Annotated in this window: 21 protein-coding genes and 1 pseudogene; 6 read left to right on the top strand and 16 right to left on the bottom strand. The window is 62.1% G+C overall.

Going from position 1 to position 23,690, the window contains the following annotated elements:
- The first annotated feature begins 48 nt into the window (after positions 1-48).
- Genes BMY68_RS15020 through BMY68_RS15010 form a run of 3 tightly spaced genes read left to right on the top strand, consistent with a single transcriptional unit; the run spans position 49 to position 3,484 of the window.
- Positions 49-846 (top strand): ABC transporter permease, encoded by a 798-nt coding sequence (locus BMY68_RS15020; RefSeq protein WP_085532681.1) that lies wholly within the window; start codon positions 49-51, stop codon positions 844-846.
- On the top strand, positions 846-2,111 hold the full coding sequence (locus tag BMY68_RS15015; protein ID WP_085532679.1) for an ABC transporter ATP-binding protein: 1,266 nt from the start codon (positions 846-848) through the stop codon (positions 2,109-2,111). Before BMY68_RS15020 ends, BMY68_RS15015 begins: the two co-directional genes overlap by 1 nt.
- Complete coding sequence (locus BMY68_RS15010) at positions 2,108-3,484, top strand: glycosyltransferase family 4 protein (protein ID WP_085532677.1); 1,377 nt, start codon at positions 2,108-2,110, stop codon at positions 3,482-3,484. The genes BMY68_RS15015 and BMY68_RS15010 overlap by 4 nt, the downstream gene beginning before the upstream one ends.
- Positions 3,485-3,671: 187 nt before the next feature.
- Here the strand turns inward: BMY68_RS15010 and BMY68_RS15005 are convergent.
- The 16 genes and pseudogenes from BMY68_RS15005 to BMY68_RS14930 form a co-directional block, all read right to left on the bottom strand.
- A pseudogene (locus tag BMY68_RS15005) lies at positions 3,672-4,544 on the bottom strand (pyridoxamine 5'-phosphate oxidase family protein); the annotation flags it as partial.
- A 65-nt stretch (positions 4,545-4,609) separates the two neighbouring features.
- The gene (locus BMY68_RS15000) at positions 4,610-5,233 is read right to left on the bottom strand and encodes a glutathione S-transferase family protein (protein WP_085532674.1); all 624 of its coding nucleotides are present in this window, start codon (positions 5,231-5,233) and stop codon (positions 4,610-4,612) included.
- Positions 5,234-5,363: 130 nt separating this feature from the next.
- Positions 5,364-6,266 (bottom strand): LysR family transcriptional regulator, encoded by a 903-nt coding sequence (locus BMY68_RS14995; protein WP_085532672.1) that lies wholly within the window; start codon positions 6,264-6,266, stop codon positions 5,364-5,366.
- A gap of 58 nt (positions 6,267-6,324) precedes the next feature.
- On the bottom strand, positions 6,325-6,981 hold the full coding sequence (locus BMY68_RS14990) for an HAD family hydrolase (RefSeq protein WP_085532670.1): 657 nt from the start codon (positions 6,979-6,981) through the stop codon (positions 6,325-6,327).
- Positions 6,978-8,180, bottom strand: coding sequence for an MFS transporter (locus BMY68_RS14985; protein WP_085532668.1), 1,203 nt, complete (start codon positions 8,178-8,180; stop codon positions 6,978-6,980). The genes BMY68_RS14990 and BMY68_RS14985 overlap by 4 nt, the downstream gene beginning before the upstream one ends.
- Positions 8,173-9,078: an ABC transporter substrate-binding protein gene (locus BMY68_RS14980; RefSeq protein WP_085532666.1), complete on the bottom strand. Its 906-nt coding sequence runs from the start codon at positions 9,076-9,078 to the stop codon at positions 8,173-8,175. Before BMY68_RS14980 ends, BMY68_RS14985 begins: the two co-directional genes overlap by 8 nt.
- Positions 9,071-9,679: a GDP-mannose pyrophosphatase NudK gene (nudK, locus tag BMY68_RS14975; RefSeq protein WP_009041448.1), complete on the bottom strand. Its 609-nt coding sequence runs from the start codon at positions 9,677-9,679 to the stop codon at positions 9,071-9,073. The genes BMY68_RS14980 and nudK overlap by 8 nt, the downstream gene beginning before the upstream one ends.
- A gap of 4 nt (positions 9,680-9,683) precedes the next feature.
- The gene (mtnP, locus tag BMY68_RS14970) at positions 9,684-10,595 is read right to left on the bottom strand and encodes an S-methyl-5'-thioadenosine phosphorylase (protein WP_085532664.1); all 912 of its coding nucleotides are present in this window, start codon (positions 10,593-10,595) and stop codon (positions 9,684-9,686) included.
- On the bottom strand, positions 10,592-11,704 hold the full coding sequence (locus BMY68_RS14965; RefSeq protein ID WP_085532662.1) for a fatty acid desaturase family protein: 1,113 nt from the start codon (positions 11,702-11,704) through the stop codon (positions 10,592-10,594). Before BMY68_RS14965 ends, mtnP begins: the two co-directional genes overlap by 4 nt.
- A 2-nt stretch (positions 11,705-11,706) precedes the next feature.
- Positions 11,707-12,405 carry an HAD family hydrolase gene (locus BMY68_RS14960; protein ID WP_085532660.1) on the bottom strand — a complete coding sequence of 233 codons (699 nt, stop codon included), beginning with the start codon at positions 12,403-12,405 and terminating at the stop codon, positions 11,707-11,709.
- Entirely contained in the window at positions 12,402-13,772 is a 1,371-nt protein-coding gene (locus BMY68_RS14955) for an NAD(P)/FAD-dependent oxidoreductase (protein WP_085532658.1), read from the bottom strand. Before BMY68_RS14955 ends, BMY68_RS14960 begins: the two co-directional genes overlap by 4 nt.
- Complete coding sequence (locus tag BMY68_RS14950; RefSeq protein WP_085532656.1) at positions 13,753-14,859, bottom strand: DegT/DnrJ/EryC1/StrS family aminotransferase; 1,107 nt, start codon at positions 14,857-14,859, stop codon at positions 13,753-13,755. Before BMY68_RS14950 ends, BMY68_RS14955 begins: the two co-directional genes overlap by 20 nt.
- Positions 14,856-15,368 (bottom strand): NUDIX hydrolase, encoded by a 513-nt coding sequence (locus BMY68_RS14945; protein WP_225970752.1) that lies wholly within the window; start codon positions 15,366-15,368, stop codon positions 14,856-14,858. The genes BMY68_RS14950 and BMY68_RS14945 overlap by 4 nt, the downstream gene beginning before the upstream one ends.
- On the bottom strand, positions 15,368-16,477 hold the full coding sequence (locus BMY68_RS14940) for a DegT/DnrJ/EryC1/StrS family aminotransferase (protein WP_009041455.1): 1,110 nt from the start codon (positions 16,475-16,477) through the stop codon (positions 15,368-15,370). The genes BMY68_RS14945 and BMY68_RS14940 overlap by 1 nt, the downstream gene beginning before the upstream one ends.
- Positions 16,467-17,546: a Gfo/Idh/MocA family protein gene (locus tag BMY68_RS14935; protein WP_085532654.1), complete on the bottom strand. Its 1,080-nt coding sequence runs from the start codon at positions 17,544-17,546 to the stop codon at positions 16,467-16,469. Before BMY68_RS14935 ends, BMY68_RS14940 begins: the two co-directional genes overlap by 11 nt.
- Before the next feature lie 1,041 nt (positions 17,547-18,587).
- Positions 18,588-19,022, bottom strand: coding sequence for a DUF1090 domain-containing protein (locus tag BMY68_RS14930; protein WP_085532652.1), 435 nt, complete (start codon positions 19,020-19,022; stop codon positions 18,588-18,590).
- 673 nt (positions 19,023-19,695) lie between these two features.
- On the opposite strand from BMY68_RS14930, the gene BMY68_RS14925 reads away from it, so the two are divergent.
- The 3 genes from BMY68_RS14925 to BMY68_RS14915 all read left to right on the top strand — a co-directional run bounded on the left by BMY68_RS14925 (position 19,696) and on the right by BMY68_RS14915 (position 23,689).
- On the top strand, positions 19,696-20,286 hold the full coding sequence (locus tag BMY68_RS14925) for a fimbrial protein (protein WP_085532650.1): 591 nt from the start codon (positions 19,696-19,698) through the stop codon (positions 20,284-20,286).
- Positions 20,287-20,357: 71 nt separating this feature from the next.
- Positions 20,358-21,077 (top strand): fimbrial biogenesis chaperone, encoded by a 720-nt coding sequence (locus BMY68_RS14920; protein ID WP_085532648.1) that lies wholly within the window; start codon positions 20,358-20,360, stop codon positions 21,075-21,077.
- 86 nt (positions 21,078-21,163) lie between these two features.
- Positions 21,164-23,689: a fimbria/pilus outer membrane usher protein gene (locus BMY68_RS14915; RefSeq protein ID WP_311196181.1), complete on the top strand. Its 2,526-nt coding sequence runs from the start codon at positions 21,164-21,166 to the stop codon at positions 23,687-23,689.
- Position 23,690: the final 1 nt, after the last annotated feature.

Genomic DNA, 23,690 nt, shown 5'->3' with positions numbered 1-23,690 from the left:
AACAATGATCTTTTCAACTTCAAAGGTCATTAAATCGGGGCGCTCTGAATGCTGATCAATCTGTATCGCTCACTATGGAGCTATCGCAGTTTCATTTTGGGTAGCGTCAAGCGCGAATTTCAATCTCGCTATCGTAATTCATTGCTCGGCGCTTTATGGACCGTGCTCAACCCTCTATCAATGATTGTTGTATACACCGTGATCTTCTCGCAGGTCATGCATGCCCGCCTCCCAGGAATGAATGACAACCTGGCCTACAGTGTCTATCTCTGCGCAGGCCTACTAACTTGGGGGCTTTTCTCAGAAATAACTTTGCGTAGCCAAAGCATGTTTCTGGAGCATGCCAACCTACTAAAAAAGATCAGCTTTCCGCGCATCTGCCTACCGGTAATCGTGCTTTTAAATGCTGCTATCAACTTCGCGATTATTCTCGGTCTATTTCTAGCATTTCTTCTGATCACCGGACGGTTACCTGGTATGGCATTATTGGCGTTGGTGCCATTACTTATATTGCAAGTCATGCTCTCGGCAGGTTTAGGAATGATTCTTGGAGTACTGAATGTATTTTTCCGCGATGTCGGACAATTCTTCGGTATCTGGTTGCAGTTCTGGTTCTGGCTAACGCCAATCGTTTATCCCATATCTATTCTACCCCCACCGATACAACGTCTTTGGGAGCTCAACCCGCTGACAGCATTGATGACGAGTTATCAAAATCTGTTTCTCTACAACCAATGGCCAGTCTGGAGTTCACTGATACCGATGCTGGTGATCGGACTGTTGTTCTGTGTCATGGGACTGAGGCTATTTCGCCAGCGTATCGGTGAAATAGTGGACGAACTCTGATGGGGCATATACGTGTCACAGGGCTAGGCAAGGCCTACAAACAATATCCGAACCGCTGGAGCCGTCTGTTGGAATGGATAGTTCCATTTTCCATACGCCGCCACCAGTTGCACTGGGTCCTGCAAGGCGTCGACTTCGAGATTCAGCCAGGTCAAGCCGTCGGTATCGTTGGAGTCAATGGTGCCGGCAAAAGCACCTTGTTGAAGATGATCACCGGCACTACCCAACCAAGCTGCGGCGAGATCCACCTGCAGGGTCAAATAGCGGCCCTGCTCGAACTGGGTATGGGGTTCCACCCAGACTTCACTGGACGCCAGAACGCGTTCATGGCGGGACAACTGCTGGGAATGCAAGTAGAGGACATAGAAGCACTGATGCCGGAAATCGAACGTTTTGCCGAAATCGGTGAAGCTATCGACCAGCCAGTGCGAACCTACTCAAGCGGCATGCAGATGCGCCTGGCCTTCAGTGTTGCTACTGCGCGTCGACCGGACATTCTGATTGTCGATGAAGCGCTGTCCGTGGGCGATGCGTATTTCCAACACAAGAGCTTCGACCGGATCCGCAGCTTTCGTCGAGATGGCACAACACTGCTGATTGTTTCTCATGACCGGTCTGCAATCCAGTCGATCTGCGACACTGCAATATTGCTGGAGCACGGCCGTATGGCCATGCACGGTAAGCCGGAAGCAGTAATGGATTACTACAACGCCATGTTGGCCGAACGCGAAGGCCAAACAGTGCGTCAAGAGATGCTGGCCAACGGTCAGGTGCAAACCATCTCAGGTACAGGTGAAGCCAGGATTCTAAGCATACGTCTGCTGGACGAGCGTCAGCGCTCCGTGGAAGTGGTCGAGGTCGGCCAGCCAGTGGTATTGGAAGTTCAGGTAGAAGTACACCAAGACATCGAACGTCTGGTGTTGGGGTTCATGATCAAAGATCGACTTGGCCAACCCATGTACGGCATCAATACCCACCGACTGGAACAGGCACTGACCGACTTAAGCCGCGGCGAAAAAATCACCTTCCACTTTGCATTTATCATGCGCCTGGGCAAAGGCAACTATTCCATAGCCTTGAGTCTGTCGCGCCTGGATTCACACCTAGACCGCAATTTTGAATGGCGTGATTACGGCCTTGTATTCCATGTCATTAACAACCGCCAGGAAGACTTTGTCGGTTGCTCCTGGCTGCAAGCACAAACCAGCATCACCCGCTCAGTAACAACGCCCACAGAATTGATAAGACAGCAGGACGCGCCATGACCCGATTGCTAATTGAATGCAGTTACGTGTTCGACCACCACGATGCCAACTCTGGTATTCAGCGAGTTGTGCGTAATGTCATTCGGGAGTTGCCAGACGCTAATAGTTCGCGGGAATGCATCCCCGTGGCGATGCTTGATGGCAAGCTATACCGGGTACTGAGTCTGAAACCATTGAAAACTAGCTTCTGGAGCCTGACAAGTTTAAAAACGCGCCTGGAAAAGATGTCGAACTCCTTCTGGATACGTCATCAGTCCTTGGAGCGCCATACGCCTTTCACCCAATCACACTTCACCCGCCGCGTACTCTATGTTATCTGCCGACTTATGGCCCTGGCCTGTTTCAGCATTCCAATACGCTTATGCGACCGTTTTCGAAAAAAAACAGAGAGCCCTCAACGATGCATCCCATTGCAACATCTACCTGGTGACCAGTTAATTCTGTTGGATTCGTCTTGGCATGCCAACTTTTTCCCCTTGGCAGAGCAGCTCAAACGGGATGGCGTGGGTATTGTCTCGGTCATCTATGACCTGATCCCCCTGACTCACCCGCAGTTTTGCGACGCAGGGCTGGTCCGAGTGTTCAACCACTGGTTCGACTGGATAGCCCGCACCGCCGATGGCTACATCGCCATTTCCGCGACCATACGTGATCAGGTTCGCGAAGAGATGCTCCGCCGGGTCGGACGCACTCAGGTGGCACAGCGCTGGTTCGACTATTTCCACCTGGGTTCGGAACTGGATCAGTGCAGCGAAAACTCGCGGATAGATACAAATCTGGTTCAGTTGTTCAAGGGGCAGGCGCCGGTTTTTTTGATGGTCAGTACCATCGAGCCACGTAAAAATCACGGGTTCTTGCTCGATGCCTTCGAGCGCGTCTGGGCCAGCGGTTCCCAGGCCCGCTTGTGTATCGCCGGACGCATTGGCTGGAAGTGCGAAGCCTTGATCGAGCGAATCCGTCGGCACCCGGAGTTGAATCGGCGCCTGTTCATGTTCAATACCCTGGATGACAACAGCCTGGAATACGCCTATTCCAAGGCCACGGCGCTGGTGTTCCCATCCTATGTCGAAGGCTTCGGGTTGCCCTTGGTGGAGGCCATGCAACGCGGTTTGCCCGCCATGGGCAGCGACATCCCGGTATTTCGCGAAATCGGCGGTGAGTTCATGGCGTATTTCGATCTGAACGATCCGCAAAACCTCGCTGACCTTGTCATCCAGCAGGAAACCAGCGGTGTATTCCCTGCGGCCCGCCATGTAGATGAATGGCGCTGGCTGGGTTGGCGTGAAGCCAGCAACCAACTGGTCGAGCGTATTGTGTTCCAAAGGAACCGCTCCTCGTCCGTTATGGAGACACACGAGGCGAATAGCCCTTAACGCCAGCATTCTCCAAGCCCCCGGTACCCGCATCGCCAGTATGTGGTGGAGCTGGCATAGCCCCAAGTTAATAAACAAGGTCTTGAGCTATCAACGTTTCATGGCCGGGGATGGTGCCCCGAATGGCCGGCTGATGCTATGCAGGATTATTCCCGACAGGCACCTTGGCTGCGGCACATGTCAAACACCAATGCAAGGCCAGCGCCGCGGGCCGGCGCACCAGTTGCTCGACCTCGAAGCGCCACAGGCGCTCGGCGCCCGGGAAGGTGGCGATCTGCGGGTCGTCGAGCACGACTTCAGTGCGGCCGCTGAGCTGCAGCAGGTCGCCGCGGCTGAAGTCGATGAACAGCAGGCCGGCGCGGGGGTTGAGCAGCAGGTTGCCCAGGGTGTTGAAGTGCAGGTTGCCGGCGAAATCCGGAATGCTCAGGCGGTTGCCCTCGACCCGCACGAAACCGGCCGGGCCGCCGCGGTGGGAAACATCGACCCAGAGCCGTCCATCGAGCTCCACGTAACTGGCGACGAAAAACGTATCGGCGTCCCGGATCATCGCCCTCGCCGCTTCATCCAGCGCATCCAGGCGTTGCACCGGCCAGTGCGTGGCCAGCGGCACCGACTCGAACTGACGCAGCTGGATGTAGCGCGGGCAATTGCCGAAGGACTGTTCGACCCCCAGGGCAAAACCGCTGTCGTCCAGCTGGACGATCCGACCGTTGAGGCGGTTGCGCCGCCGGGTGTGCAGCTCGATGCCCAGCAGGCCGATGGCCGCGCCCGGCGTCAGCTGGGCGGGGTCTTCGGCGGTGGGCAGGCTGTCGAGCCTTAGCCGCCCGGGGGTTGGCGAGTGGGCGAAACCGATAGCCCCTTCGAGCACGCTGGCCCAGGGGTTGCCCTGGTTATCCACAGCCCCGAGCAGCATGAACGGCAGCTGTTGATAAAACTGCCGGTGCTGGTCGGGCATCTCGCTGCGGATCACCTTGCGCCCGACGACGTCCATGCGCTCGGCAACGCCAGCCTGGGCTTGCAGGCGGGTTTCGCCTGCATGCCAGGGGGATTCGATGTTCATGATGGGTCTCCCCTGCGTCGATGACGCAGCAGTCAGCAGGCCCGGAGGGTGCCGGGCCGCCAGATTCAGGCGCTTTGCAGGCCCACCGCGGTGCGCGGCATGCCGACGAAGCCAGGCAAGGCTTCGATGCGCGCCAGCCAGGCGCGGACCTGTGGATAATCCGCCAGCGACACATTGCCCTCGGGGGCGTGGGCGATGTAGCTGTAGCCGGCGATATCGGCGATGGTCGGTTCGCTGCCCGCCAGGTAAGGGCTGGCCGTCAGTTCCTGCTCGACCACCTTGAGCAGCGCATGGGAGCGGGTGATGGCCTCCTCGGCGTTGCGCTGGGCGCCGAATACGGTGATCAGCCGCGCCACCGCCGGGCCGAACGCAATCGGCCCCGCCGCCACCGACAACCAGCGCTGGACTCGCGCCGCGCCAACCGGATCGCTGGGCAACCAACGGCCCTGGCCGTACTTCTGCGCCAGATACACCAGGATCGCGTTGGAGTCGGCCAGCACCACACCCTGGTCGTCGATCACCGGCACCTGGCCAAAGGGGTTCAGCGCCAGGAAGTCCGCCTGCTTGTGCTCGCCTTTCGCCAGGTCGACGAAGACCAGCTCGAAAGGCAGCCCCAGCAGCGACAACATCAGTTCGACGCGATGGGCATGACCGGAACGGGGGAAGTTGTAGAGCTTGATGGCGTGCATGGCAGACTCCGCTGGGCAGGGGTGCGGCTCACAAGAGCGGCACTAACGGACGCCATCTTCTCTCTCGGGTCAAAACAACAGAATCACCAGAAAACACAATCCATCATTTCAGCCAGCGCAATGATCCGCGCTACGACTGCAACGCCGGATGTTCGCGCAGCGCCTGCACTGCGAAGTCGACGAAGCTGCGCACCCGCGCCGGGGCCTTGCGCCCGCCCTGATACACCACATGGATCGGCAGCGGCGCCAGTTCGAACTCCGCCAGGATAATCTCCAGCTCGCCCGCCGCCACCTTGCCCGCGACCTGGTACGACAGCACCCGGGTCAGGCCCAACCCCAGGCACGCGGCACTGATCGCCGCCTGGTTGGCGGTAACCACCAGCCGCGGTTCCGGACGAATATTCAAGGGTGTTCCGTTATCGTCGAACAGCCAGCTTCTGGACTGGCCGATGGACGACGGCGCAATCACCGGCGCCTGGCGCAATTCCTGGGGATGCCGCGGCCGCCCATGCCGCGCCAGAAAAGCCGGGGAAGCACAGATGACCCGCCGCACCTCGCCGACGCGCATCGCGTGCTGGCCGCTGTCGGGCAACTCACCGATGCGCACCGCGACGTCCATGCCTTCCTCGACCATGCTCACCACCCGGTCGACCAGCAAGGCATTGATGCTCACCTCGGGAAAGCGTTCCAGGTAATCCACCATCAGCGGGGTCACGAACAGCTCGCCGAACAGCACCGGAGCGGTGATCGTCAGTTGTCCGCGCGGGAGGGCATGGATGCCGGCGGCCGAGGCCTCGGCGTCCTGCAACTCGGCGAGGATGCGCCGGCTGTCTTCCAGGTAACGCTGGCCGGCTTCCGTCAGCAGCACATTGCGCGTGGTGCGGGTCAGCAGTTGGGTGCCGATACGCTGCTCCAGCGCCGCCACCGCCCGGGTCACGCTGGGCGCGGACAGCCCCAGGCGCCGGGCCGCGGCAGCGAAGCCCTGCTCCTGGGCGACGCTGATGAATACCTGCATTTCCTGGAATCGGTCCATGACGGTCCTCGCAGTACGGCGCCCTGCCCCGGCACCGTCCCGCATGGACCGCCCGGGCTCAGGCAGGGACCTGGAGTCGCTGCCACAAGGCCTCATCGTTGAAGTCCCGGATGATACTCCGCGCACCCGCCTCGCGAAGCTGAGTTTCCTCCAGGCCCGAGAGCATGCCAAAGGTGTGGATGCCCGCCGCTGCCGCGGAACGCACGCCGGCCAGCGAGTCCTCGAAGGCCAGCGCCTGATCGGCGCTCGCGTCCAGCAAGCGCAAGGCCGTCAGGTAAGGCAGCGGGTCAGGCTTGCCGCGCGCCAGCTCACCGCCGATCACCAGCGCATCGAAGCGCTCGGCAATCCCCAGGCCCTGGAGCATGGCTTCGGCGTTTTCCCTGGGCGCATTGGTCACCACCGCCATGGGGATGCCGGCCGCCTGGGCATAATCCAGGGTACGCAGCACGCCAGGCACCGGAATGGTCTCGCGCAGCTGGGCGCGGAACATGGCCTCCTTCTGCGCCGCCAGCTCCGGGTATTGCGTCGCCGGCGCCTGGGGAAACAGGCCGGAGAAAATCATGTCGTCGGGAAAGCCCATCACGTGGGCCTTGTAGTAATCCAGGCTCATGGATTTTCCCCAGCGCGCCAGCAACTGGTTGTAGGCGTTGAGGTGCAGGTCATCGGTGTCGATGAGGGTGCCGTCGAGATCGAACAACAGGGCAGAAAGCTTCAAGGGCGTGCTCCGGAAAAATGCAGACCGCGGGCGATCGGCAGCATGAGAAAGGGGTAGACGATCAACAGGCTGAAAGCCGCTTCGACACCGATCCGCGAGGACAGCAGGCCCAGCAGGAAAGGCGCCAGCAGCAGCGCCACGCCCACCGCCTGCGAAGCCTGGGCGCTGATGGCCGAGCTGGCCTGGGGCGCGATGCGCATCGCCGAACCGAGGATCAGCGGGAAGAAATTGCCCAGGCAGGCGCCCAGGACAAAGATGAACAAGGCCGTCAGCAGCCGGGTCTGGCTGAAGTACAGCAGCACCAGGGTGGCGATGGCCCCGAGCATCACGCCGACCAGCAGCGGCAACGGGCTGATGCGGATCAACGCATAACGGCTGGCCAGGCGCCCGCACACCGTGCCGGCAAAATACAGGCTCATCAGCGTGGCCGCGGCCGAGGCGCTGACCTGGACATGCACGGCCAGGTATTCCGCGCCCCAGAAACCGACGCCCCATTCCGCGGAAATACCCAGCAGCACCAAGGCCCACAGGCTCAGTTGCACCCGCCGGGTCATGAGGGTCTGCCCGCTCTCGCGGGCTTGATCGGTGGCGGCGAGTGTCGCCGGGGCGTTCCAGGCACTCAGCGAGAGCAAGGTCACCAGCAGCGCGACGGCGGCGATGCTGCTTGGCACCAGGCGCCAGGACAGGCCCAGGCCGGTCATGCCACCCACCAGCAGGGCGCCGCCGAGCACGCACAATCCGGCGACGATGTGCGCCTCCACCAGCCTCGGCGCGGCCTGTTCGCGATAACGCTCGCCCAGGGCCGCCTGCCCTACCGCCAGTACAAATCCGCCCGACAGGCCCATCGCCCCAGCGGCGAGCAAGCTCAGCGACCAGTGTCCGGCAAGGGCGAACAGGCTGCTGGCAATAACCACCGAGAGGCAGGCGATGGTGCTCATGCTCGTCGAGCGCAACCGTCGTTCCAGCCAGCGATAGGGCCAGCCGACCAGCGCCAGGCCGGCGGCATAGGCGGCGAAATGCAGGCCGGCCCAACCGAGGTCGAGGGCCAGGGTGTCGCGCAGGAACGGCATGATCGGCCCGAGCAACCCTTGCTGGGCGCCGAACAGCCCGAACAGCAGGTACAGGAACCACGGGCGCGCCTCGCGGACCTGCTCCTGGCGGCTAAGCGCTTGACTGGAATCCCGCGCGGCTTCAGCCATGGGCCGTCTCCCGGCTGAACAGCGCCTGCCAATGCCGACAGCGCGCGGCCTTGTCGCGACTGGCCTGCAAGGCCGGCAGCGGTTGCAGCGCGCCGACCGGGTGAGCCTGGCCCGGCACGACTTTGCCATAGCGCTGGCTGATCTGCGCCGCGGCCGGGGTGAGCATCCATTGCAACGCCTGCTGCGCATAGGCGGCGTTGGGCGAGCCGGCCCGGCAGGCGAACACCTCGTCCTCATAACAGCGTGCATCTTCGGGCACGCACCAGCGCAGCTGCGGGTGCTGTTCGGCGGCGCGGGTGGCCGCGGTCGACACCGTCACCCCCAGCCAGGCCTGCCCCTGTACGACGGCCTCGATCGGCGCCGTGGAGGAACCGCTGATCGCAGGGCCGTGCCCGGCCACCTGGGCCAGCAGTGCCCAGGCGGGTTCGCCGTAATGCTCGAGCAGCGCGCTGAGGTGCAGGTAACCGGCACCGGAGCGCGCGGGGTCGGGCAAGGCGATGCGCCCGGCCCATTCGGGGCCTGTCAGGTCCTGCCAGCGGGTCGGCACCGCGAGGCCTTCGCGGGCCAGGACCTTGGGGTCGTAACAGAAGGCCGGGACGAAACCCGATGCCGCGAACCACCGGCGATCAGTGGCCACCGCGGCGTCCGGCAGGCCGGAGAATTCGATGTCCGTCAGCGGCATCAGTTGCCAGGCCAGGGCCGGGTCGAGCAAGGCGGTGGCCGCCGTGCCCAGCAACAGGTCCCAGGCCCCGGCGCTGCCACCGTGCAGGCGCTCGATCAGCTCCGAGGTGGAACAACGGGTCAGGCGCACCGGCATGCCGATGTGCTGGCTGATGCCGGCGATGAATTCGGCCAGCTCGGCGTTTTCCATCGAGCTGATGGCGTTGAGCTCAGTCATCGGTGGCCTCCAGCAGCCGGTGCAGCTTGGCGTACTGCAGCAGCATGATGGTCTTGCCGTCGCAGATCTCGCCGCTGTCGATCATTGCCAGGGCCCGGTCGATCGGCAGCTCCAGCACTTCGATCTCTTCGCCCTCGTGTTCCAGGCCGCCACCCTCGCTTTGCTTGTCTTCATCGAAATATTCGCCGACGAAAAAGTGCAGGCGCTCGGTGACCGAACCGGGGCTCATGAAGGCTTCGAACACCTTGCGCACCTCACGGATGCGATAGCCGGTTTCCTCCTCCGTCTCCTTGTGGATGCAGGTCCGCGCATCGTCCTTGTCCAGCAGTCCGGCGCAGGTTTCGATCAGCATGCCGTCGTGTTCGTTGACGAAGGCCGGGAAACGGAACTGCCGGGTCAGCACCACCGTCTGCTTGGCCCTGCTGTACAGCAGGATGGTGGCGCCATTGCCGCGGTCGTAGGTTTCCCGGTCCAGGGTGCGCCAGACCCCGTCGCGGCCCTGGAAATCGTAGGTGGTTTTGCGCAGCACGTACCAATTGTCCGAAAGCACTTCGACCTGATGGATCCGCACCCGGTCCTTGGTGGAGATGGCCTGGTTCATCGCTTTATTCCTTGCTCGCAGAGAGATGAGTGGCATGGGGCGCAACGCTCAACAGACGCTCGACCATGCGCGGGTCGCGGTGCTCGGGCGCGGTCATCACCGCGGTGTCCAGGGCGTGGTCGCAACCGCAGGGGCAGGCACCGGCATGCCGGCCCAGGCGGGTCACGGCTTCGGTCACCAGCCGCCGGGTCAGGTTGAAGGTGTCCGCCATGCGTTGCGCCACCAGCGTGGCGTTCACCGGCTCATGGGATTCGTGCCAGCAGTCGAAATCGGTCGGAATGGCGATCATCGCGTAGCAAAGCTCGGCCTCGCGGGCCAGCTTGGCTTCGGGCATCGCGGTCATGCCGATCACCGTGCCGCCCCACTGGCGGTACAGGTGGGACTCGGCGCGGGTGGAGAACTGCGGGCCTTCCATGACCACGTAGGTGCCGCCATTGCGCGCCTGGATATCGGCGGCCTCGGCACTCTCGGCGAGCACGCCACGCATGCGCGCGCAGACCGGCTCGCCAAAGGGCACATGGCCGACCAGCCCGGGGCCGAAAAAGGTTTTTTCCCGCTGGATGGTGCGGTCGATGTACTGGTCGATCAGCACAAAGCTGCCGGGAGGCGCGTCGTGGGTCAGGCTGCCCACCGCGCTGACCGACAGCAATTGCGTGCAACCGACGCTGCGCAGCGCGGCGATGTTGGCCCGGGCATTGATCGAGGCCGGTGGTATCACGTGCCCCACGCCATGCCGTTGCACAAAGGCCACGGGCACGCCATTGAGCGTGCCCTGGGTGAGCGGCGACGACGGCGTGCCGAAGGCGGTCGTGCATTCCACTTGCTGAATGTCCTGCAGGCCTGGCAGCTGTTGCAGGCCGCTGCCGCCGATGATGCCGATACGTTGAACGTGCTGGGTTGGAGTGGAATGGGTCACAGGCTACCTCTCGACTTCAGGGGGGACGGTTCGTGTTCGCTGCACACCAGGCGCTCATAGAGTTCGGACAGGGCCGTGGGCGCATTGCCGCGAGGCAACAGCAAGCCTTCGCTGGCGTTGCTGCTGTAGCGCGGTTCGTGGATTTTCAGGTGCCGGTCGATCGCCGGCAGGTAGTTCCAGCGCACGCCGGGGTACAGGGAGTGCGCCAGGTGATAGGCGTCGGACGTCGGGGCGATGAATACCCGCACCAGCCAGCCGGAAACCCCGAAGTAATCGGTGGGCCGGCCCGCCAGGTATTCCAGCTCGCGGCGATTGCGCGCGGTGCCCTCGATGAACCAGCGGTGCTCGGTCAGCAGCGAGATCCAGGCAAACACCGGATAGGACGTCAGCAACGGCAGCAACCAGCCGAACAACACGCCTTTCCAGCCGCCGAAGGCGTACAGCAACGCCGCCACCGCCGCCACGCTCAGGCACCGCACCAGGGTGGTCAGGCGGGAATGGTTGAGCAGGCTGCTGCGCACCAGGGTGGTGAGATTGACCCAGGCCCCGCGAGGGGTCAGCGGGTACAGCAACAGCGCATAGAAACCGCTGGGCGACAGGCCCGCCACGTAGCCGCCGGCATGCACCCGGGCGCGGTTGGGGTCGAGTTGCGGATGGTTGGGGTGGCGATGGTGTTCCAGGGTGTGGGTCTGGTGCCGGCTGCGCATGTCGCGCTTGAACATCGGGAACTGGTAGAACACGTTGCTCAGCCACCACTGCCAGGCATGGTGGCGACACAGGGCGAAGTGCACCGCGTTGTGCCCGAACTCCTGCAACGCGCGCATGCGCCCGCCGCTCCACAGCAGCACCGCCAGCCAGGCCAGCGGCGACGAGTAGATCGACGCCGCCTGCACCGCGGCGACTATATCCAGCCATGTCCAGACAAAGGGCAGCGGCGCGAACCAGGTATCCAGCGGGCGGTAGTACTGCTCCCGCCGCCCCTCCAGGCGCGGTATCAGCTTGAGCAGGCGCAGCACCCGCTGCGCATCCCGGTAATAAAAAGCGACCAGCGCGCGCAACAACAGCGAAACAGCGATCAGGCCCAGCAGGACCATGTGCTCGGTGTCCATGATCAGGCCCCCTCGTGAACGACGGCGCGCCGCTCGCCACTGGCGTAATGGCCCAGCAGTTCACCCAACCCGCCGAAGACCGGGGCGTCGGCCTGCCGCAGGCGGTCGATGTCCTGATGGCCGGTGCTGACCAGCAGCGGCTGCCAGCCGACGGCCCGCGCCACGTCGTAGTCGTGCAGGGTATCGCCGATGAACAGGGTACGCCCGGCCGGTGTGCCGAGCTTTTCCTGCAGCATCAGGGCCTCAGCGGTCTTGCTGGTGGCCTGGTTGTGGCTCAGCCCCACGACATATTCGAAATGTCCGAGCAGGCCCTTGGCTTCCAGGGTCTTGCGCAGCACGTCGCAATGCGAGGCGGACACGATGGAGACGCCGATCCCGGCATTGCGCGCTGCCTCCAGCACCTCGAATACCCCATCGTGCAGCGGGCACTGCGCGACATGCGTATCGAAATGCTCCAGGTAGTGCTCGACGATTCGCGCGAAGGGCGTGCGCAGCAGGTCGAACCCCAGGGAGGCGTAGAAATCGGCAATCGGAAAGTCGAACAGCGCACGGTAGCGCACGGCATCGATGGGCGGCACCGCATAGCGCTCGCCACAGCGATTGACCGCGCTGACCGCCAGGGCGATGTCGTCGATCAGGGTGCCGTTCCAGTCGAAGACCAGGTGTTCGATCCCCGAGAAGTGCAGTCGATCATCGATCATGGTCGGGTTTTCTCCGCAAGAAGGGCGTTGAGGGCGATACGCGAGGCGATCGCCGGTGTGTAGAGCTTGCTGGGCTCCATCACCAGGTTGGTCACGCCAATCTGGGTTTCCAGGGCCCGCCGATTGTTCGCCGAGACCTGGCCCAGGCCGGCGCCGTACCAATGATGGAAACGCGTGCGCCAACTGCGCTGGCCAACGGTTTCGGGAAAACGGAAGTCTTCGGTGGTGGCCATGCTCCAGGCGCCATCGACCACTTCGCACAGGCGTCCCTGCAATTGGCGAAAGCCCTGGCCGCCCTGCAATACCTGGTCGATGTGGCGGTCGATGCAATCGGCCTCCAGCGCGCCGATGGTCATGCCCTGGCTGTACAGCGGGTTCATGCTGCTCAAGGCATCGCCGACCACCAGCAGCCCGGCCGGCCAGTGCTCGACCCGATCGAAGTGCGTGCGGCGACTGCCGGGCATCTTGAAGGTGTAGACCGGCGACAGCGGCTCGGCGTCGCGGATCACCTCATGGATATCCGGCACCGGAAGCGCCGCCAGCGCCTGCAGGAACTCCTGCGGGTCGTTGCCGGGAAAGTGACCGAACCAGCCACCGGTGGTGACCATCCAGCGGTCGCCTTCGATCGGACTGATCACTCCCATGGAACGCTGCAGCGGCGCCTTGGGCAGCACCAGCAGGACCTGCCACTGCTCGGCATAGGCCGGAAGGCGCCGGTAGATGCGCGACGCATAACCCAGCTCGGTCTTGACCACGCTGGTCTCGACCTCGCCGAAGCCGGCCTCTTTCAGCCACGTCGGCAAGCGCGTGCCACGCCCGCTGGCGTCGACCAGCAGATCGCAGCGCAGCGTCCGCTCGCCGTGGCCATCGTCGACGGTCACCGCCTCGACCCGCCGGGAAGGATCGACCCCGGTGAACTCGATCTGCGTGACCCGGGTGCTCGACAGCACCTCGATGTTCAGCACGCCGAGCAGGGCCCGGCGCAGCTGGTTGTCGATCAGGCGCCGGCTGCAGTAATGGGCATAAATGCCACTGCGGTAGCGGTTTTTCCAACGCCCGCCCTGGTACCACTTCACGTCGTGACCCAGGTCGGCCACTTGCGCGCCGCCCTGCTCCAGGGCGCTCAGGGTGCCGGGGAAGATGCCTTCGATGATCTGCTTGCCGCGCAGCAGCAACAGGTGAACGTGGTGCTCCTGGGGCAGGCTCTGGCGCGGGCCGGTCTCGTCGAAGAAATCGCTCTTCTCGATCACCGTGACCCGCTGGAAACGCCGGGCCAGGACCGCGGCCGTCAGGCAACCCGTCACGCTGCCGCCGATGACCACGGCATGTCGACCGCCCGTGGCGGTATCAGGCTGGGGAGTAGTCATTGAGCACCTTTGCAATGTAAGCCAGGTCGTCGCCCGCCAGGCCCGGGTGCAGCGGCACCGTGGTCAGCGAACGCAGCAACCGGGCGGCGTTGGGGCAATCGCGGCGGTACTGCGCCAGCAGCGGCAGCTGGTACAGCGGCTGGTTGTCGTACTTGCCGATGTCCGAAGGGATGCCGTGACGCTGCTGGTAGTGCACCAGTTCACGCCCGTCGTGCCCCACCGCCTGCAACAACAAGGCATAGGCATTGGCCTCTCCACCGGGGGTCAGCGGCAGTTCGCGGAGCGCCGGGTTGTCCAGTTGCTCCAGCAGCTGCCGGCGGTTGGCCTGGCGCTGGTGCAAGCGGCTTTCCAGCTGCCGCGAACGCGCCAGCCCGAGGGCGGCCTGCAGACCGCCGAGCTTGAGGTTGATGCCCAGGGTTTCGCCGGTGAGGTTGCCGAAGCGGGTGTAGGCGCGGATACGGCTGGCGCGCTCGTCGTCATCGGTCATGACAAAACCGCCCTCGCCGGTGGACATGAACTTGCAGTCGTGGGTGCTGAAGCAGCTGATATCGCCATGCTGCGCCAGCCAGCTGCCGTTCAGGCGCGTCAGGTGCGCATGGGCCAGGTCCTGGATCAGCGGGATGCCAGCCTGGCGCGTGGTGGCCCAGGTGGTATGCGAGGCAACCGGATACCCCCACATCGGCACCTCGATCACCGCGCAGGTGCGCGGGCCGATGCAGCGTTGCAGGTCATCCGGGTCGAGCCCGAAGTTGTCCGGCGCCACATCGCAGAACACCGGGACCAGGCCCAGGGACAGGATCGGCAGGACGGTGCAGATCGGGCACGTGGGCGCGACTATCACTTCATCCCCCGGCTGGAACCGCACGCCGGCCAGCGCCGCGGTGACCGAAGCGGCCCCCGAAGACACGGCGATCACGTGGCGCACGCCGTACAACACGGCGAGCGCGGTCTCGTAGTCCTCGACGATCTGCGAGGTGCCGGTCAGCCCTGTCGCCAGGGCTCGTTGCAGTTCGGGGATATCGTCGGGGGTATCGTGGCCGCACTTGTCCGCGATGACCCGGGCCTGTTGAGCAAGGGCCTGGTTCATGGCGCCACCTTCCGGCCGACCATGTCCCATACCTCGGCATCGGCGAACACCCGGTCCACCATGCGCCGGAAGTTGGGGAACATCTTCAGCTCGGCGGTTTCCTGCCGGCTGAAGAAGCGCGCGTTTTCCACCTCGCGCTCCGGCGGGCAAGCCCGCAGGTCGGTGGCGGTGAGGTAGATCAGGTCCAGGTGGTAATGCGGCCCGCGCTTGTCATCGATGTATTCGCAGAGGATCCGGTAAGGCTGGTGCAACACAGTGACATCGGTCTCGGCATCCGCCAGTTCCAGGTCACGCTCGCCCAGCAGGGCGGCGTGAATCCCGGTTTCTTCGTAGATCTCGCGCAGCACCGCCACATCAGGGGTTTCCCCCTGTTCGATATGGCCGCCCGGATACAGCCAGACCCCCAGTTTGCGGTGGTGCAGCAGGAGCATCTTGCGGTCGGGGTTCAACACGAACGCCGAGGCCGTGAAATGCCGGTCCAGGGTCGAACGATCAGGAACGTCCGTCATCATGCGGCCCCGTACTGGTTGATCCGTTCGGCCATGTAATCCAGTTCGGCGCGGGTGATGTCCGGATGGACCGGGATGGTGGTCATGCTGGCCAGCAGCGCCTCGGCGTTGGGACAGTCGTTGCGGTACTGGGCCAACGCCGGGAACTCATAGAGCGCCTTGCAGCCGTAGCGCTTGATGTCCGACGGGATGCCCGCCTCGTCCAGGTAATCGATGAAGGCCCGGTTGTCGGCGAAATGCAGCTCCAGGTTGAGGAAGTAGTAGTTGGTCCGCCCGCCCTCGATGATGACCTTTTCCCGCACCTTGCTGTGGTCGAGCTGCTGCAGGAAGTAGGTGGCATTGGCGCGGCGCTGCTCGATCTGCGCGGCCAGCGAGTCCAGGCGGTTGGCGCCCAGGGCGGCAGGCAGCGCGGCCAGCTTGTAGTTGAGGCCGAAATCCTTGCCGTTGAGGTTGCCGAAGCGGCTGTAGTCGCGGCAACGCTGGGCCAGTTGGTCGTCGTCGGTGAGGATGAATCCGCCCTCGCCGGTGGCCAGCGGCTTGCGTTCGTGGGTGCTGAAGCACGACAGGTCGCCGTAGGCCGACAGCGGCCGGCCATTGAGGGTGCTGCCATGGGAATGCGCCAGGTCGAGGATCAGCTTGATCCCCAGCTCGCGGGTCAGGCCTTGCAGCTCATCGACTTCGGTGGGGTAGCCCCACATCGGAATATCGATGATTGCCCGGGTCCGCGGGGTAATGCGGGCCTTGATCGATTCCGGGTCGGCGCCGAAACCGTGACGGCGGGTGTCGACGAAGATCGGGTTGGCGCCCGCGGCGATGATCGGATAGATGGTGCACAGCGGGCAGCTCGGCGTCAGCAGCACATCGTCGCCGGGACCGACGCCGGCGGCGTAGATCGCCACGCTCAGGGCCGCGCCACCCGAGGAGACCGCGATCGCATGCCGCGCCTCGAACCAGGCTGCCAGCTTGGCCTCGTATTCGCCCACCACATCGCTGGTGCCGGACAGCGGCCGTTCCAGGGTGTTCTGCAAGGTCAGCAGATCGTCGGCGTACACCGGGCGGTATTTGTCGGAAACGGAGATGCGGGCGGCGCTGGAGAGATTAGAGGACATTGGTCTGGGCTCCGAGAAAGGCTGGGGACTTGGCGGCATGGGTGGAGTGGAGGGCAAGCACGGGGGCGACATCGGCGCGGGCGCTGTCGGCATGACAGATCTGCTCGATCACCCGGAAGGTCGGCAGCAGGCTCTCGAAGCTGGCCTCGTAAGGCGTACGGTTGCGCACCGCGTCGAAGAACTTCTCCAGTTCGCCGAAATAACCGCTGCGCTCATAACCCGAATCCAGCGGCCCTGGCTGCCACGCGCCGCGCCAGCGCTTGGCGGTGCCGGTTGCCCCGGTGCCATGTACCGGCTCGTGCAGGGTGATGTTCCACAGGTTGTTGAGCTCGACCATCATCGAATTGGAGCTGACGATCTTCATGTCGAATTCGAAGTACGGGAACATCGTCCCGCTCAGCAGGCTGACCGTCGCGCCGGAGCTGAAACCGAGCTCCAGGCTCACCAGCAGCGAGTCCTCGTGGCGCTGGACCCGGGATTCGATATCGCGCAATTCGCCGCCGCCGAAGGTCACGCCAAGGTCGATGGTGTGAATCGCCTGGGCCAGCAGGAACGAACGCAGCGTGGAATCCAGCCCCCACAGCGGCGCGGTGGGTTTGCTCGCATAGTGGTTGAGCTGGATGTGCACGACCTTGCCGAACTGCTCGGTGCGCGTCATATCGCGCAGCTGGCGCATGGGCTTGGCATATTTGAAGTTCATGCCCACGCCGGTGACGACCTGGGCCTGGCGCGCCGCGCCGATCAGGTATTCGAGCTCGGCGAGGGTGAAGCACGGCGGCTTCTCGACGAAGACGTGCACGCCCTTGGCCATTGCCTTGATCGCCAGGTCGCGGTGCGCCTGGGGCGGGCACGCCATGACCACCGCATCCAGCGCAGCGGTATCGAGCATCTCGTCGAAGTCGTCGGTGATCGCGACCTCGGAGATGAAGCGGTGAATCTGTCCGGCGCGGTTCAAGTCGCTGTCGCACACCGCGACGATGCGAATATCCGGCATTTGCAGAAGCGTGGGCAGCAGGTTTTCTTGCATCTGCGCGCCGAGGCCGACGATGCCAACTCTGAGTACAGTCATAACCATCTCCATCCTGGAAAAGTGGGTACTGCGTCATAAAAAGGTTGGACGAACGACTACACGGGATCCGCCTCGGGTCACCTGCGGGGTGAGCCGATCCGGTCCGACATTCGCTTCAATCGAGGCAGGATTGCCTCAGAACAACGGATCACCTTTACAGAGTCCGTTCGGGCTATTGCCCAGGGTCACCCGGGTGGAACACTCGGATGTTTCTCGCCACACGCCGACACCCGGCTGATGCCGAGGAGCCATAGAGGCGCGATGGACAGAAGGGATAGCGCCGCGAAGGCGATAGGTAGGAGGGGAATCAGGTCGAATCGAGCGCCGGTGGCAATGAGCTACCTGGCCGAAAACCTGGATCGAAGAATTGTGGCTTCGTTTAAAAACGGAACAACGACCGAAATGCCGATACGCATGCATGGCTGAATCATCCTTGAAGCGCTGTTTCTATCCCTTGTTATGCAGGAGCTCCGGTTCCGTGAGCCCTTGCTTTGCACACACCTCATCAATGTGTGGCTTGGATGTATAGATCAGCCTTTTTAGGAGCGCAAATCAGTTGCTATATCGTTTCATCATATTGTTTTGAATAATCCGGACATAAGGCAACGGGCCATATAGGCCCGTTGTCAAAGCGCCGACCGGGCCGAAAAATCAGCGGCGGCACACGGATCATGCTCGACACCGACGGTGTTGCCGGGGTGCCGCTGCAAAATGGTGAAACCCGCACCAACGCCATGGGGGTGGCGGTACTGCCTACCTTCAACAGCTATTACCGAACCGGATCGACCTCAATCGCCTGCCCGATGACATGGACGCGAGCAAGTCGGTCACCGGAGCCACCTTGACTGAAGGCGCCATTGGTTATCGCAAACCCACCGTGATTCAGGGCAAAAAGGCACTGGCTAGCCAAGAGCGGGACGATTGCCGGCTTCGCTCTCTTCGTTGACAGCCCTCAGGGTCATCCTAGCCCGTCGGTTACGACTCCCTGATGATGTTGGTTTGCAAACTCAGCGTGTTGACTTCAGATACCAAGCAAGCCCCTCAACTATTACCCGGCATCGCTTGTGCCTCTCGCAGTTCGGTCGCTATTTCATTCAAGTCATCCTGCTTTTCCTGAAGTTTCCTTCGAACCTCGGCAATCTTTTTGGGGCTGCCCGTGGCTTGAGCTTCGCGCAGTTTGATCTGGGCTTCTCGCACGTCGTCCTGTTTATCATGCAGTTTGCTTTCGAGTTTCATTACTCTCTTCTCCACACTCGTGATCTGACTGACGTAGCTGTGGTCGACACAATAGGCGTTTGTTCTACTCAGCGCCCTTTTCAGTCCTGCCACGCGGTGGGTATTGCCATACTTCTCCGCTTGCAGAATCTGATATTCAATGGCCGCACGTTTATGTGCGCAATCAGCAGAGGCCGGAGTAGAGAATACTGCCCCCAAGATGAGTACTAACGGAAATACAGAGGTTGTCAGATTTTTCATAATTGAAGTTCTTAACTAAAACTTAAATAAGGGAAGTTGTCCCGCCTTCCGTTTATTTGGTGCGCTCAGGTATACCTACAGATCCGCCTCCACCCAAGCTGTCCAGCCAGGAGCGGCGCGGCTTTGACGCAGATGCTGGAGCATTACCAGCAGCTCAACATCATGGCCTTAAAATCTTCGGTGAGGGAAATCGGCAATGATCGCGATCGAACAGGTTTGAGTTGTTCTGTCGACTGGAACATCACACGGGCCTCTTTCTGCAAAAGCCGTTCAGGCTTGATGAGTCAATGTAGTAATCAACTAAACTCGAATACTACATTAAGCTTTTCTCGGCCACAGCGAGCGCCCGTCAGCTGTTTGTTAATAGGGGTACCGTCCGAAGGATGCCAGTTCCACACACACGCTTAAACAAGTGTCCTTCATGTTTCCCTCGCCCCACAGCCCCTGAAATATATCACTGCTCCTTTTGAACAATTATTGGAACCGCAAGCGCAGAGAGACTTAACGACACTGTTTATCATCAAGAATTCCCACCACCTATCCAATTCGAGACACAACTCGCCGCCTCACAAGACATTTCTTGTTAAGTCTGCTCATCTCGCCTCTTAGAATTTCCCGGCGCTGAAACATTGCGTCATTGCCTGATATAAACCTGCACGGAAGTTCTGTCTCCATGAAAGCAATCAAGTTCCTGATGTTCGCCTCCGCCGCCTGCGTACTGAGCAGCAATGCTATGGCCGCCGACGGCACTATCAACTTCACCGGCGAAATCACCGCCGCATCCTGCGTGGCCTCAGCGGGTGCCGGCTCCTCCGTTGGCGGTACCAAGGGCCAGCAGATCGTCGATGTGAACCTGGGCAAGGTCAGCATGGACACACTGGCTGCTTCGAGCGAATCGGGCCTCGCCGCCGGCACCTCGATCAACCTGAACCTGGATTGCGGCAACACTGCCGCCGGCCTGACCACCGTCAAGTTCGGCTTCGACCCGATGTCCGGCTCGGGCGTCGATCCGAAGAACAACAGCCTGCTGAAAATTACCGGCACCGCCACCGGTGTGGGGATCGGCATGTATGACGAGAACAGCAAGCTGATCAACCTGTCGGCGAACGAAGCCTATAGCGCGCCACTGACCGTCGCCGGCGAAGGCGCAGAAGCCAAATACTCCGCCGCTCTAAACATGCGTGCCTCCTACGTCGCCAACGGCGACGTGCTTATGCCGGGCACCGCCAACGGCACCCTGCCGTTCACTCTTACTTACGAGTAAGCCGCTGCAGTGGGGGCGCATCACGCCCCCGCGTTTTTCTATTCGTTCCTCTGACTTTTTCCGAGCCAGCAATGAAACCTGGATTCCTTTTCCGCCTCTGCACGCTGCTGACGCTGTCCATGATCGCTGGGACCTGCCTGGCCGGCATCCAGGTCGGCGGTACTCGCATCATCTTTCCCGCCAGCGACCATGAGGCATCCATGCAGGTCAGTAACCTGGGTACCGAGGACATCATGATCCAGTCGTGGATAGAAGCCGAACCGGGCCGTGCTGAGATAGATGTGCCCTTCGCCGTTACGCCTTCACTGGCGCGACTGGGCCACCGCAAACAACAGACGCTGCGCATTTTTTACCAAGGCAAGGGCCTCGCGCAGGATCGTGAATCGGTGGTCTGGTTGAGCATTCAGGAGATCCCGCAGATCTCCGAAGCCAGCAACAACCTGCAGGTCGCGTTCCGGCAGCGGCTCAAGTTGTTCTACCGACCCAACGGCCTTCCCGGTAGCGCAGACGAGGCAGCGAACCAACTGAAGTGGAACCTGCTCAAGACTGACGGTGCGCCGATGGTGTTGGCCACCAACGATTCCGCCTTCCACGTCTCGCTGGCCCAGGTCCGCGTCATTGCCGGCCAGAAGGAATACCCAGTTGAGTCCGCCATGGTCGGCCCGCGGGACACTCGCAGAATGATTATCAAGGGACTTCCCGCCGGCTTCAGTGGCGCTGCAAAGATTCGCTGGGAGTCGATCAACGACTACGGCGCCCTGAACAGGCACGACGCTCCACTCCAGTTCTGACGCCCTCTCCACGCTCACCTCCGTACAACTCTTGCGCACGCTGAGTTCTCAGCTCGCGTTTCTACGCGCACAGGAAAGTGCTGTTCATGAACATGAATGAATACAAGAAGAGGCCTGAAAAGAAGCGAACCTGGAAGTGTTCGAGCACCGGAATTCCTCTCCTCACCGCGGCCAGCCTGCTGGGCGCTACTTCGGTCTCCGCTGCGCAGTTCAACCCCATGTTCCTGCAGAACAAGGGCGCCGATATCGATCTGCGCTACTTCGAACAGAACAATGGTGTTGTTCCGGGCAAGTACAGCGTGGACCTGTACCTGAACCAGCGTTTGGAACGTCGTGAGGAAATCAGCTTTCGCGCCGATGACGAGGGTGGCTCCAACGACGCCCAGCCAGTCCTGAGCCTGAGCCTGCTGCGCGAAATCGGCGTGGACATCGAGCGCCTTAAGCGTGAAGGCATTGTTTCGTCCGACAGTGCGGACAACGACCCGGTGATCCTGCTGCGCATCGAGGGTGCGTCCATAGAAATGGACGCCTCCCGACTCGCGCTGTACGTAAGCGTGCCACAAGCGTACATAAAGCGCCGTTCGCGCGGCTACGTCGATCCCTCCCTGTGGGATGACGGCGTGACTGCCGCTTTCACTAACTACCAGTTGAACTTCAACCGCAACCGCGGCGATGGCTTCAAGAGCGATTATGCCTACCTGGGCCTGCGCAACGGCTTCAACATCGGCCAGTGGCGCTTTCGCAACGACTCGTCGATCAGCCAGAGCACCGGTCTGTCGCGTCACTTCTCCAGCAACCGGACCTACCTGGAGCATGACGTCACCGTGCTGAAAGGACGCTTCGCCATCGGTCAGCTCTACACCAACGGAGACATCTTCGACAGCAGTCGCTTCCGGGGTCTGCAGTTGGCTTCGGACATCGGCATGTTGCCGGATAACGAATCTGGCTACGCACCGATGGTGCGCGGTATTGCGGAAACCAATGCCACGGTGGAAGTTCGCCAGAACGGCTACGTCATCTACTCGACGACCGTGTCGCCCGGCGCCTTCGAGATCCGCGATATCTATCCCAGTGGTTCCAACGGCGATCTGGAAATCACGATCATCGAATCGGATGGCCGTGAGCGCAAGTTCACCCAGGCCTATTCCTACCTGCCGGTGATGGTGCGTCGCGGGACCTTCCAGTACAACCTGTCACTGGGTCGCTACGACAACGAAGGGAAGAAAAATCCAAGCCTTTGGCAGGGCACGGCGGTCTACGGAGCCAGCGACAACCTCACCACCTACGGCGGCCTGCTCGGGGCCGACGGATACAACGCCGTCAACCTGGGTCTGGGCCTTAACACGCCAGTAGGCGGTATGTCGCTGGACGTGACCAACAGCAATTCGCGCCCGGACCATGGTAAGGCCAGCACTGGGCAGAGTGCGCGGTTCCTCTACTCCAAGACGCTCAACAGTACTAACACGACTTTCACCATGGTCGGATACCGCTATTCCACTTCCGGCTATCGCACGCTCAGCGAGCACATTCAGGAAATGACCGAGGTCGATCGCCAGAGCTTCATCAGCGCCAGGCCCAAGAACCGCCTCGACCTGAGCATCAACCAGACCGTGTACAACAACGACTCGGTGTTTCTCAGCGTCGGGGAAACCACCTACTGGAACCGCAACGGCAATACTCGCCGTATTCAGTTGGGCTACAGCGGCAATATTGGCGAGGTCAGCTACAACATTTCCACGTCACGCACCCAGAGCGCCGGGCGCTCGAAAGGCTCGGACAACCAAGTGGCGCTTTCGGCGAGCATTCCGTTCGGCTCCCGCTCGCGCTCGCAGCGCGTGTACAGCAGCTACACGACCGCAGGCAAAGGTGACGACAACCTGCAGACGGGGGTCTCCGGCTACCTGAACGATGCCAGCACCCTGTCCTACTCGGCGCAGGCCGGCCGGGCCGGCAGCGATCACTCGGCAAGCGTAGGCCTGGGCTGGGATGCGCCCTCGGCCAAGCTCGCCGGCAACTATGCGAAATCCGGTTCATCCCGCCACCTGGACCTGACAGCTACCGGCTCGGTGGTCGCCCATAGCGGAGGGATCACCTTCGGTCAGCCCGTGGGCGAAACCTTCGCCCTGGTCGAGGTACCAGGCGTCAAAGGTGCCAGTCTGGAAGGCGCAACGGCGCGCACCAATGGCGCCGGCTACACCATCGAAGGCTACGTGCAGCCTTACCGCTACAACGACCTCAGCCTCAACACCCAGACCCTGGGAACGGACGTGGATGTCAGCGAGACCTCGACGCGGGTCGTGCCCCGCCGGGGCGCCGTAGTCAAGGCGCGCTTCGACGCCTCCTCCGGACGACGCGTGCAATTCGATCTACTGCAGGCCGATGGCACGCGGATTCCCTTTGGCGCGCAGTTGTTCGACGGGCAGAAACTGCTGGCCGTGGTGGATAACCAGTCCCGAGCGCTGGTGTTCGGCGTTACCGAGAAAGGCCAGTTGCAGGTGCGCTGGGCGGGGGGCAGTTGCAGCCTTCCCTATACATTACCTGAGCGCGATGCGTCCCTGGTGTACGACCAGGTGACCGCGGTATGCGTCGCTCAGCCAGCAACGGAGTCCTGAG

Source organism: Pseudomonas sp. NFACC41-3, from assembly GCF_900109505.1.
Taxonomy (GTDB): Bacteria; Pseudomonadota; Gammaproteobacteria; order Pseudomonadales; family Pseudomonadaceae; genus Aquipseudomonas; species Aquipseudomonas chlororaphis.
Note: the sequence above shows the minus strand (reverse complement) of the source record. Positions and strands in the feature narration are given on the sequence as shown.

Bases quoted from the DNA above. Each gene is read 5' to 3' on its own strand.
- BMY68_RS14980 (WP_085532666.1), bottom strand. From the start codon at position 9,078: ATGACTGAGCTCAACGCCATCAGCTCGATGGAAAACGCCGAGCTGGCC.
- BMY68_RS15010 (WP_085532677.1), top strand. From the start codon at position 2,108: ATGACCCGATTGCTAATTGAATGCAGTTACGTGTTCGACCACCACGAT.
- BMY68_RS14995 (WP_085532672.1), bottom strand. From the start codon at position 6,266: ATGGACCGATTCCAGGAAATGCAGGTATTCATCAGCGTCGCCCAGGAG.
- BMY68_RS15000 (WP_085532674.1), bottom strand. From the start codon at position 5,233: ATGCACGCCATCAAGCTCTACAACTTCCCCCGTTCCGGTCATGCCCAT.
- BMY68_RS14915 (WP_311196181.1), top strand. From the start codon at position 21,164: ATGAACATGAATGAATACAAGAAGAGGCCTGAAAAGAAGCGAACCTGG.
- BMY68_RS15020 (WP_085532681.1), top strand. From the start codon at position 49: ATGCTGATCAATCTGTATCGCTCACTATGGAGCTATCGCAGTTTCATT.
- BMY68_RS14955 (WP_085532658.1), bottom strand. From the start codon at position 13,772: ATGACTACTCCCCAGCCTGATACCGCCACGGGCGGTCGACATGCCGTG.
- BMY68_RS14945 (WP_225970752.1), bottom strand. From the start codon at position 15,368: ATGACGGACGTTCCTGATCGTTCGACCCTGGACCGGCATTTCACGGCC.
- BMY68_RS15015 (WP_085532679.1), top strand. From the start codon at position 846: ATGGGGCATATACGTGTCACAGGGCTAGGCAAGGCCTACAAACAATAT.
- nudK (WP_009041448.1), bottom strand. From the start codon at position 9,679: ATGAACCAGGCCATCTCCACCAAGGACCGGGTGCGGATCCATCAGGTC.
- BMY68_RS14940 (WP_009041455.1), bottom strand. From the start codon at position 16,477: ATGTCCTCTAATCTCTCCAGCGCCGCCCGCATCTCCGTTTCCGACAAA.
- BMY68_RS14960 (WP_085532660.1), bottom strand. From the start codon at position 12,405: ATGATCGATGATCGACTGCACTTCTCGGGGATCGAACACCTGGTCTTC.
- BMY68_RS14965 (WP_085532662.1), bottom strand. From the start codon at position 11,704: ATGGACACCGAGCACATGGTCCTGCTGGGCCTGATCGCTGTTTCGCTG.
- BMY68_RS14950 (WP_085532656.1), bottom strand. From the start codon at position 14,859: ATGAACCAGGCCCTTGCTCAACAGGCCCGGGTCATCGCGGACAAGTGC.
- BMY68_RS14930 (WP_085532652.1), bottom strand. From the start codon at position 19,022: ATGAAAAATCTGACAACCTCTGTATTTCCGTTAGTACTCATCTTGGGG.
- BMY68_RS14925 (WP_085532650.1), top strand. From the start codon at position 19,696: ATGAAAGCAATCAAGTTCCTGATGTTCGCCTCCGCCGCCTGCGTACTG.
- BMY68_RS14985 (WP_085532668.1), bottom strand. From the start codon at position 8,180: ATGGCTGAAGCCGCGCGGGATTCCAGTCAAGCGCTTAGCCGCCAGGAG.
- BMY68_RS14920 (WP_085532648.1), top strand. From the start codon at position 20,358: ATGAAACCTGGATTCCTTTTCCGCCTCTGCACGCTGCTGACGCTGTCC.
- BMY68_RS14935 (WP_085532654.1), bottom strand. From the start codon at position 17,546: ATGACTGTACTCAGAGTTGGCATCGTCGGCCTCGGCGCGCAGATGCAA.